This window comes from Bradyrhizobium sp. (genome assembly GCF_017881085.1).
Taxonomy (GTDB): Bacteria; Pseudomonadota; Alphaproteobacteria; order Rhizobiales; family Xanthobacteraceae; genus Bradyrhizobium.
In genome coordinates this window covers 1-3,649 of record NZ_JADGRI010000426.1, presented here as the reverse complement: position 1 = coordinate 3,649, position 3,649 = coordinate 1, and the positions used below count along the sequence as shown (strand labels likewise).

General features: G+C 57.4%; 4 protein-coding genes. 2 read left to right on the top strand and 2 right to left on the bottom strand.

Features of this window, described 5'->3' with window-relative positions; translation table 11 throughout:
- Positions 1 to 175 precede the first annotated feature (175 nt).
- A protein-coding gene (locus tag QZ213_RS25945) for an IS3 family transposase (protein ID WP_291688917.1) occupies positions 176 to 1,356 on the top strand; the annotation gives its coding sequence in 2 pieces (ribosomal slippage) (positions 176 to 440 and positions 440 to 1,356; 1,182 coding nt in all).
- A 56-nt stretch (positions 1,357 to 1,412) separates the two neighbouring features.
- Here QZ213_RS25945 and QZ213_RS25940 read toward each other — a convergent pair.
- Positions 1,413 to 1,865 carry an SgcJ/EcaC family oxidoreductase gene (locus QZ213_RS25940; protein WP_291688916.1) on the bottom strand — a complete coding sequence of 151 codons (453 nt, stop codon included), beginning with the start codon at positions 1,863 to 1,865 and terminating at the stop codon, positions 1,413 to 1,415.
- 33 nt (positions 1,866 to 1,898) lie between these two features.
- Here QZ213_RS25940 and QZ213_RS25935 point away from each other — a divergent pair, with 33 nt between their 5' ends.
- Entirely contained in the window at positions 1,899 to 2,285 is a 387-nt protein-coding gene (locus QZ213_RS25935; protein ID WP_291688915.1) for a hypothetical protein, read from the top strand.
- Between the two features lie 265 nt (positions 2,286 to 2,550).
- On the opposite strand, the gene QZ213_RS25930 is transcribed toward QZ213_RS25935, so the two are convergent.
- On the bottom strand, positions 2,551 to 3,387 hold the full coding sequence (locus QZ213_RS25930; protein ID WP_291688914.1) for a transglutaminase family protein: 837 nt from the start codon (positions 3,385 to 3,387) through the stop codon (positions 2,551 to 2,553).
- Positions 3,388 to 3,649 lie beyond the last annotated feature (262 nt).

Sequence of the window (3,649 nt, the reverse complement as noted above, 5' to 3'; positions counted from 1 at the left end):
AGTTGACTCCCGCCGTTCAAAAAAGGTTCGATTTTTTTGTGATTTTTACGCCAGCTAGAGCAGGCATAGGGGCGCTGAAAGCGGTCCGGGACCGAAATCCCCCCGCTTGAGCTGATCCACCCCCATTGAATTGGTCCACCCCGAGGTATGTCTTTTGGCAAACAGGAGGACCAAAATGCCGAGAAAACGCCACAAGCCGGAAGAAATCGTCGCGAAGTTGCGACAAGTAGATGTACTGGTCTCGCAGGGCCAATCGGTCGCAGAGGCGGTTCGCGCGATTGGCGTGACCGAGGTGACCTACTATCGCTGGCGCCAGGAATACGGTGGCCTGAAGAGCGATCAGGTCCGCAAGCTGAAGGAGCTTGAGGCGGAAAACGCCCGACTACGACGGGCGGTCTCCGATCTGACCCTGGACAAGATGATCCTGGCGGAGGCGGCACGGGGAAACTTTTAAGCCCCGCGCGCCGCCGCGCCTGCATTGATTACGTTCGATCCGAGCTGAAACTGTCCGAGCGCCGGGTTTGTCGGGTGCTCGGGCAGCACCGGTCCACCCAACGTCGCGTTCCCACGGGGCGAGACGACGAGGAGCGGTTGACCGCCGACATTGTCGAGCTTGCCCGCCAGTATGGCCGTTATGGCTATCGGAAGATCGCGGAGCTGCTTCGGACAACGGCAGGCTGGGTCGTCAACGACAAGCGGGTCGAACGGATCTGGCGGCGCGAGGGGCTGAAAGTCCCGGCCAAACAGCCCAAACGGGGCCGGCTCTGGCTCAACGACGGATCGTGCATCCGCCTGCGCGCCGAGCGCCCCAACCATGTCTGGTCCTATGACTTCGTCGAGGACCGCACCCATGATGGGAGAAAGTATCGCATGTTGAACGTCATCGACGAGTTCACACATGAATCCCTGGCAATCCGCGTCGCGCGACGGCTGAAATCCATCGACGTCATCGACGTGCTGTCGGACCTGTTTATACTTCGTGGCGTGCCCGGACACATTCGTTCCGACAATGGCCCGGAGTTCATTGCAAAAGCGGTGCAAGACTGGATCGCGGCGGTGGGTGCGAAGACCGCCTACATCATGCCAGGTAGCCCATGGGAGAATGGCTTCATCGAGTCATTCAACGCGCGGCTTCGCGACGAGCTTTTGGACGGCGAAATCTTCTACTCGCTGGCCGAGGCCAGGATCGTGATTGAAAGTTGGCGTCGCCATTACAACACCGTCCGCCCTCACGGCTCGTTGGGTTATCGGCCACCAGCCCCGGAGGTCTTCGTCCCCGCAATGACCGCGCGGTCGGCTTCGCAACCCCGACCAGCTACGCCGCCCGCGCTGGCGCCCAAGCCGCCCATGCACTAACATTCCAACTGGACCAGTCAGTGGGGGCCGATCAGTGCCGCCAACTGAGGGCGGCCTCAGTTCTTCGGCAGAACGTGTGGTGAAGAATGATGATGCGCTATGCACCATTCACTTCCGCGCTTGGTGACAAGCATGGTGAAGCGCGACGGACCCGGTACCGCTTTGCCCTCTACCATCCGGGTAAACGTGTAAAAGCCAGTGACTTCGACGGCGTTATCGTCGATTGTGATTGTGCGCCGTTCGTCAATCGCGTTCTTGTTGCCGGTTCCTTTTGTGGGCGTAAAATACTTTATTATCGCTTGAGTCCCTTCGGACATCACTGGACTGACAGTTCCGAGAAGGATCGCATCCGGACAATAGTTCTTGGCGATGGTCTCTGGATCATTGCTGTTGAATGCGGCGGACCAACGATCAACCGCCGCGTTTGCATCTTCTGCCGGGCCAGCTACGGCTACAGCGGGTGACGTAAACATCAGAACTATGAAAACGACCTGAGAAATTCTTGCCATTTTTTCTTTCCCCAACACGCAGAGTCAGCAGTGGTGCAAGACGCTTTTGACCACTGCGTCAAGCGCCGCATCGACGGTGTCAAAGCGCCTTCCGGCAATGCCGGCGGGCGCAGGCTCAGTCGCCCAAACGAAATAGCTGTTCCCGAGCTGCGTTATGTAAGCGACGTCATCACCCGATGGCGACGACACCCACCAGAGATTGGAATTAACATCGTGCTGCCGGATATGAACCTGTTCCATCAAGCCCTCCGATGGCAAGCCGTTCGGCTCTGTTCCGATTGGAGTGAAATTATGGAAGCCGCGGCAAGAACAAATACTTTGCGCATCCTCCTAACTCGACATTCCCTAGATGAACCCTGGAATGGCGTGGACAACAACAAAGGCTTTCAGCTTAAACAGATGGTGACACTCACTCTGTGATGCTTCTGAGCGCAATGATCCGGATCAAAGGGTCAGTGGTCCTGATAGAACTCGACCAACCGAGACTCCCGGCATTTGTCCGCTCCGGGTCAAACTGAGACCTCGGCCCGCCGGTAGGGCATGTCTGTTCTACCCCCGATAACAGACATCATCAGGCTACAATCTCAGGTCCGTTCAGTGCCATTAGCTGAAATGCTTCGTAATTGCAGATCAATCGGTCACCCGTGTTTATCGGCGCATGTTTCTGCGCCGGTCAAGCAGTCTATCACGCGGCGCGATACGCCCGCACCGTCGATGACGCTACTTCTTCCGTAATAACCGAAAATCTCACGAGCTGTACTGCGCCAAAATTTGTTGAGAACGCGACATCGGCAGCGTCACGACCCCTCGCCATCACGATCCGGCCGATCCGTGGATGATTGTGACGCGCATCAAAGGTGAACCAGCGCCCATCAAGATAGACCTCAAACCACGCGCTGAAATCCATCGGTTCCGGATCGACGGGAACGCGAATATCGCCGAGGTAGCCTGTGCAATAACGCGCCGGGATGTTCATGCAGCGACACAGCGTCACCGCAAGATGCGCAAAATCGCGGCAGACGCCAACGCGCTCCTCATGGCCTTCCCAAGCCGTGCGGTCGCTCCGCGCGTGGCGATAGCCGAAACTGATCCGCTGATGAGCGTAATCGCAAATCGCCCGCACGCGCTGCCAGCCCGGCGTCACGGCCCCAAAAAGTGACCAGGCCAGCTCCGACAGTTTTTGCGTTTCGCAATAGCGGCTGCCCAACAGATAAATCAGCACGTCATCCGGCAATTCACCGACCTCGAGCTGCCGCGCGTCGGGCGCGACTGCATCGGGCAGACCGCTGTCGGCAATTAGAAAGTCATTGCGGATTGCGATCAAGCCAGGGGGCGCGACGATGCGGGTGCAGGTATTGCCGAACATGTCGACGTAGTCGTGCGGCTCGACATCGGGCGAAAACCTGATCCTGTGTTCACTGAGGAGGTCCTTCACCCGCGTCGGCTCAATGCTCAGCATCAGGACCATCGGGGTTTCCTGAAAGCATTGAAAGGCAATGTCGTAGCCGGCACGAATTTCCACGTGGAATCTCATGAGAATATAGGTTGTGGCAAAACAAGCCGGAGATAAGGCGATTGTTCCCGCCAACGGCCTGGAGCGGATGCGGAAATATGAGGCAAGCCAATGCCGTAAGAAAAAGCGCCGATGTCTGCTTGGGGTCAAACTGCGAAATACTCGCCAAGAGTAAATGTCTTCCGCTTTGCCACCAACATCAGACATTCGTCCGCAACGCTGCTTCTCGATTGAATCTGCGATGGTAGGCTCCATTTACTTGCGGTTGTGC